Source organism: Desulfobulbus sp., assembly GCF_030824455.1.
In the GTDB taxonomy this organism is placed as follows: Bacteria; Desulfobacterota; Desulfobulbia; order Desulfobulbales; family Desulfobulbaceae; genus Desulfobulbus.
Window position 1 is genome coordinate 1 of sequence record NZ_JAVBXR010000060.1, and the last position, 6,219, is coordinate 6,219.

At 59.7% G+C, this 6,219-nt stretch carries 6 protein-coding genes; 2 read left to right on the forward strand and 4 right to left on the reverse strand.

The window, feature by feature from the left end:
- From RCH93_RS08355 to RCH93_RS08370, 4 genes are all read right to left on the reverse strand, one after another.
- Positions 1-276, reverse strand: a 276-nt coding sequence (locus RCH93_RS08355) for an RNA methyltransferase PUA domain-containing protein (RefSeq protein ID WP_373693271.1), incomplete at its 3' end; no start/stop codon positions are given.
- Between the two features lie 144 nt (positions 277-420).
- A complete protein-coding gene (locus tag RCH93_RS08360) occupies positions 421-960 on the reverse strand; it encodes a transposase (RefSeq protein WP_306547897.1) in 540 nt (179 codons plus the stop codon).
- A 108-nt stretch (positions 961-1,068) separates the two neighbouring features.
- Positions 1,069-2,325 carry a diaminopimelate decarboxylase gene (locus tag RCH93_RS08365; RefSeq protein ID WP_306547898.1) on the reverse strand — a complete coding sequence of 419 codons (1,257 nt, stop codon included), beginning with the start codon at positions 2,323-2,325 and terminating at the stop codon, positions 1,069-1,071.
- Between the two features lie 19 nt (positions 2,326-2,344).
- A complete protein-coding gene (locus tag RCH93_RS08370; protein ID WP_306547899.1) occupies positions 2,345-2,800 on the reverse strand; it encodes an Lrp/AsnC family transcriptional regulator in 456 nt (151 codons plus the stop codon).
- A gap of 289 nt (positions 2,801-3,089) precedes the next feature.
- On the opposite strand from RCH93_RS08370, the gene RCH93_RS08375 reads away from it, so the two are divergent.
- Together RCH93_RS08375 and RCH93_RS08380 are read left to right on the forward strand one after the other, a co-directional pair.
- Positions 3,090-4,397, forward strand: coding sequence for a 3-deoxy-D-manno-octulosonic acid transferase (locus RCH93_RS08375; RefSeq protein ID WP_306547901.1), 1,308 nt, complete (start codon positions 3,090-3,092; stop codon positions 4,395-4,397).
- A 10-nt stretch (positions 4,398-4,407) separates the two neighbouring features.
- On the forward strand, positions 4,408-6,135 hold the full coding sequence (locus RCH93_RS08380; protein ID WP_306547900.1) for a ComEC/Rec2 family competence protein: 1,728 nt from the start codon (positions 4,408-4,410) through the stop codon (positions 6,133-6,135).
- Positions 6,136-6,219 lie beyond the last annotated feature (84 nt).

Genomic DNA, 6,219 nt, shown 5'->3' on the forward strand with positions numbered 1-6,219 from the left:
GAGGATGCGCTGGAGCATGATCGGCCGGGGCAGGGCCAGAATCAGCTCCACCTCCAGATTGCACGCCGGCTGGCGCACAAGCTCCACCCTCAGCCGCACCGTGCCGCCCTCAATTGCTTCCACCCGCCCGCTGCCAAGCTGGCCGTTAACCACGCCCACCCGCACCGTATCGCCCACCGCCACCCTCAAAACCTTGATCAGGTGTTCGGCTCGGCGGCCGGTGAGGGCGGCTTGGCCGGCAATAAGTTCCGAGGGTTCGATGAGCAGGAGGTTCATGGGTGCGCTTTGGTTAGGGAGAGCAGGGAGCGACGCCTGCAGTGTTTGCATCATGATGGAATCTTCCGGGCGCACGCCGTGCGCCCCTACAGGAACATCCGCAATTACACACTCGGGCTGACTCATGATCAACCAACGAGAAAACTATCTCGCCACAAACAAGGTGTCCATGGCCCAGGACATAGGGTTGTTGCAGATGTATTGCCTGATTTCATGCAAATCCTTTTCGTTGCGCACGATATGTTCCCAATAATTGCGTTGCCATATTGGCGGCCCTGGAGTCTGGCGCATCTGGTTGATGCGTTTGGTTGCCGCAGATTTGAACCCGGCGATCAACGCGCCCAATGATTTGGGCGCTCGCTCGCCTCTTCGATTGGTTGCGTTTGGTTGTAGGGGCGCACGGCGTGCGCCCTGGTCCAGAACCATAACAATACCGTGCAGATGATTGGGCATAACCACCCAAGCATCCAGTTCGTTTTCCTGTCGGATCAAACCGGTTTTTACCCATTCTTCGGCAACGATTTTTCCCATAGCATTCAAACACATTTCGCCGCCCACGATTTCTCCAAACAAGCATTGCCGGTTGTGCGTACAAAGGGTGACGAAATATGCTCCCGCAGAGGAATAATCATATCCTTTGACACGGATAGAACGACGATGATGCATGTCTGGATTATAGACCATGGTGTCTTCCGTGAATAAAATGGGCAAACCGCCCTGAAAACAAAATCGCATTTTTCGAGCGTAGGGGCGCACAGCGTGCGCCCTGGTCCTGCAGTTGCCTCTTTCCCCTCACACCCGCAACACCTTCTCCTCAAACGTCAACGTGGCAAAATAATCCTCAGGCCGTTCCTCGCGGCGGATCAGCCGCACCGTGCCGTCCTGGCCGAGCAGCAGTTCCTGGGGCCGCATCTTGCCGTTGTAGTTGAATCCCATGGCGTGGCCGTGGGCGCCGGAATCCTGGATGATGAGGATGTCGCCGTCGACAATCTTGGGCAGAGTTCGCTGCACTGCGAATTTGTCGTTGTTTTCGCACAGCGAACCGACCACGTCCACCGTCTCCGTTTCACCGCCTTCCTTGCCCAGCACCTCGATGTGATGATAGGCCCCGTAGAGCGCCGGCCGCATCAGGGCGGACATGCAGGCGTCGACTCCGATGTAGGTGCGGTAGATGTCCTTGCGGTTGATCGCCCGCACCACCAGCGCCCCGTGCGGGCCGGTCATGTAGCGGCCGCTTTCCATCATCAGCGCCGGGCAGTAGCCGTGGCGGTCTTTGAAGTCAACGAACAGGGCGGTGATCTCCTCGCCCATGGCCGCAATGTTCAACGGATCGATATCCGGCAGATACGGGATGCCCAACCCGCCGCCGATGTTGATGAATTCAAAGGCAATGCCCAGCTCGGCACTGATGGTTTCCACCAGCTCCAGCTGCATGGCCGCAGTCTGCACCATGTAGGAGTAGTGGAGTTCGTTGGAGGCCAGCATGGTGTGCAGGCCGAACCGTTTGGCGCCTCTGGCCTGGGCCTGCCGATAGGCGTTGATAATCTGCTCGTGGCTGACGCCGTACTTGGCTTCCTCGGGCTTGCCGATGATGTCGTTGCCGGTGCGGCGGTTTCCAGGATTGTAGCGGAAACAGATCAGCTCCGGCATCTCCGGAACCTTGTCGATCAAGCTGATGTCGTCGAGGTTGAGAATGCAACCGCCGTCGGCTGCGGCGGCCTGGAAATCCTCGGGACTGGTGTTGTTGGAGGTGAACATGATATCGGCGCCGCGCGCGCCGAGCTGCCGGGCGAGCATCAGTTCGGTGGTCGAACTGCAGTCAAAGCCAAACCCCATGTCCTGCATGATCGCAAGGACGCTCGGGTTGGGCAATGCCTTGACCGCGTAGTATTCACGGAAAACCGGGATGTCGGCAAAGGCTTCTTGCAACAGCCGGCCGGTCTCGCGGATGCCGGCCTCGTCGTAGATGTGAAAGGGCGTGCCGTAGTGGGCGACAATGGCCGGCAGGTGGGGATACAGTCGATCTTTAAAGCCTTGAGTCATAGGCATAACGGTTTCCTCGTGTGGTTCAGCCGCGAATGGGAATGCGCGCGGTCTCCTTGTAGGTTTGCAAAACGGTCGTGGTCCGGGTGGAGACGACCTCGTTGATCACAGCGATTTTCTCACGGACAATGGCGGCCAGCTCATTGGTGTCGGCCACCCGGAGCTTGATCAGATAGCAATCCGCTCCGGCCACATAATGCACTTCCTGGACTTCGGGGATGGCGGCCAGATCCTGACCGGTTTGCGGGCGGTCGCCCACCGAACGGGTGTGGATTTCGAGAAAGGCGATCTGGCGACGATCAAATTGTTCGGGATTGAGCCGAACTTCGTAGCCGTCGATGATGCCCTGGCGCTCCATCTTACGGATTCGCTCCAGCACCGCCGATGGCGCCATTTCCACCTGACGCGCCACCTCGATATTGGGAATGCGGGCCTTTTCCTGCAAAATTTTCAATATTTTCAGACTGATCTCGTCAAGCATCCGCATCACCCTGGTTAAAAGGAATCGCCAACAGTGGATGAAAAAGACCGTACCGCAAGCAAATACGGTGTTCAAGAATAAAATTCAGAAAAAAGATCATTTTATATAAATATATTCAAATTTACCGGCAGTAAAGTCCCATTTGTTCGCGCAACATCCGATTGCGCAGAACGAGACCGCAATCACCCATACCTTCCGACCCGACGCTTCCCCTTGCACAGGCTAAAAGATTCTTGGTATCAAGGAGGCGTTCACCCTCCCTGCCCTTAACCGAGGATCACGATTTGTGATGTCGTTGCTCTACAATATGCTCTCAGCTTTTCTGCTCCTGCTGCTGTTGCCGCTGCTGCCGTTTATTCTTGGCAAAAAGAAATACCGGAGGCGGATCGGCCGGCGGTTGGGTTGGGGGCTTGCCGGCCAATTGCCGCCGCTCGCCTCTGAATCCTCGCCAACATTTTGGATCCACGCCCTTTCCGTGGGCGAGGTCACCTCTGCCCTGCCGCTGGCGCGCGGCCTGCGCGACGCCTTTCCCGCCGCCCGGATCGTTTTTTCCGCCGCCACCCGCTCCGGCGGCGAGGTGGCCGCCAAACTGCTGTCGCCGCACGTCGACGCCCTGATTGCTGCTCCCCTTGACCTGGGGCCGGTTGTGCCGTTTTTTGCGCGCACCATCCGCCCAGATCTGTTCATTCTGGTGGAAACCGATTTCTGGCCCCACTGGCTCCACTGCCTCAAGCGGCGACATGTGCCAACGCTGCTGGTCAACGGCCGCATCTCGGAGCGCTCCTTTGTCCGCTACCAACGTTTTTCCGGTTTCTTTCGCCCGATGTTCCGCTCCTTCTCCCTGCTCTCGATGCAAACCGGGGCTGATGCGGCCAAGATGGTTGCCCTTGGCGTGGAGGAGCGGCGGGTGCTCACGCTCGGCAATCTTAAATTCGACACCAGTCAGGTCGCGGATCAGCAGACAAGCCCCGGCGCCCCTGGCCTGAACAAGGAGCGCTACGGTTTCTCGGCGCACGCGCCGCTTTGGATCTGCGGCTCGACCCACCGCGGCGAGGAGGAATTGATCTTCCGCGTCCACCGGCGCCTGCTGACCACGCTGCCGAACCTGCAACTGCTGATTGCGCCGCGAAACATTGAACGCGCCGGGGAAATTGTCGCCCTGGGCGCGACCCATCAATGCGCCTGCAGACGCTGGACCGACGGCAAGACCGCAGGCCCGGCGCTCATTCTTGACACCATCGGCGAACTGGCGGGATGCTACCCCATGGCCGAGACGGTCTTTGTCGGCGGCAGCCTCGTGCCGGAGGGCGGCCATAATCCGATTGAACCGGCGGCGGCAAGGGTTCCGGTGCTCTTTGGCCCGCACATGGAGGATTTTGCTGAGATTGCCCAGCAACTAGTCGAGTGCGGCGGAGCGCGCCGGATTGATGCAGCCGACGCGCTGGCAGAGGAACTGCTGCGACTTTTGACCAATCCCGTGGCCCACGACCTGGCGGCGGCCGCCGCCAGCGCCTGTGTCCGCGCCAATCGCGGCGTTGTCGGCCGGCATATAGACGCCGTCAATGCCCTGCTTGCCGGAACACAACCCGGCCCCTGAGGCTCTCGGCATGAAAGGCCTTGTGCAGCGCTGTGCCGACAACCTGCTGGTCTGCGCCGCAATCTGCTTCATTGCCGGGGCAAGCGTTGCCTTTGTTTTCGCGCGCGCCTTGGCGCAACTGCCGGTTATCCCCGTTGCCGTCCCCTTGCTGGCGGTAACGGCGGCGCTGGCAATGTTCCTCCGCCGGCCGTTGCAGCCACTGGCCGCCCTGCCCTTCTCGCTCCTCGTCGGCCTGCTCCACACCCACCTGGCCCTGCAGCCAAGCGCTGATCCGCACCACATCGCCAACCTCATCACCGAAAAAACAAACATCACCCTGGTCGGCCGCATCCAGACCATGCCCGAATTCGACGGCGAGAAAACCCGGTTTGAACTGGCGATGGAATCCACCCTCATCCATACGCCAGAGAGAAACGCGCCTTTTCAACCGGCGCAAGGCCGCATCCAACTCTCTGTCGCCGACGCCCTTGATTCGCGCTTTGCACCCGGCGTCAACATCATGGCCCTGGCCACGGTTGACCGCATCCGCAACTATCAGACGCCCGGCGTCTTTGATTATCGCCTGCTGATGGCGGCAAAATCGATCTCCTGTTCCGGGTGGATCCAGTCCGCAGACGAAATGCTGCCGGTGCGCGACCAAGACTCGTCCCTCTGGCGGGAGCTGCGGTTTCTCCCCGAACGGACGCGGTTACGGATCGCGCAGACGCTCGACCGCCGCCTGGCTCCGGAACTGGCCGGCCTTTACCAGGCCCTGCTGATCGGCTCAACAGTGAACATCTCGCCGCAACTCATGGAGGCATTCAAAGAAAACGGCTGTTTTCACGTTCTTTCCATATCCGGTTTGCACTTCAGCATGCTCGGCCTTTTCACCGCCGCACTGTTCACCTGGCTGCTCAAACGCAGCCAATGGTTGTTGCTCCACACCCATGTACCCACCCTGGCCCTGGCGTTGACCGCCCCAATTCTACTGCTGTACGCCTTTATCGCTGGTATGAACGTCCCGGCGGTTCGGGCGTTGCTCACCGCCCTGCTGGTGCTGTTTGCCGTGATGGTGCGGCGGCAGCGCTCGATGATCCATTTGATCGCCGCCGCCGCGCTGGTCGTTCTGGTTGTCAGCCCGCTGTCGCTGGGCACCGCTTCGTTCCAGCTCTCCTTTGCCGCAGTGCTCGCCATCAACCTCATCTACCCCCGGCTGCCTCTCCTGGTCGACAAACCGAAAAACCTGCCCCCCAACTGGCGTCGCCATCTCCTCACCGGAATCAGCGCCGTGCAATCGCTGCTGTATGTTTCTCTGGCGGCCACCGCCGGCACCCTGCCCATCCTCCTGTACCATTTCAACCGCTTTTCGCTGATTGGCCCGGTGATGAACCTGCTCATCGAACCGCTGCTCTGCCTCTGGGCCTTACCGTGCGGACTGTTGGCAATTCCTTTGATCTGGATTGCGCCGAATGCGGCGAATCTTCTGTTTGATTTCGGCGGGCTGGGCATCCGGTTGACGATTTGGCTGGCCGAGGCCATGCGCGGCTTTCCGCACGCCTCGATCTGGACCATCACCCCTTCTCTTCTGGAAATTGCACTGTTCTTCGGGGTGCTGTTGCTGCTGCTCCGTCCGCGACTTACCCTGCGCCGAGTTGGCCTGGCCGGACTCCTGGCGGGCGCGTTGCTGTGCTCATTTACCCTGTCCCTCTGGCGGCGGCAGACCAGTAATTCCAATTCTAATTCAAAAGTGAACTCATGATCCACGGCCACGCGACGATGGAATGGACTCTTGGTGTATCACATTCCATTGTCCGTAACGAGTCCTCGAGGTGGTCTTCAAGGG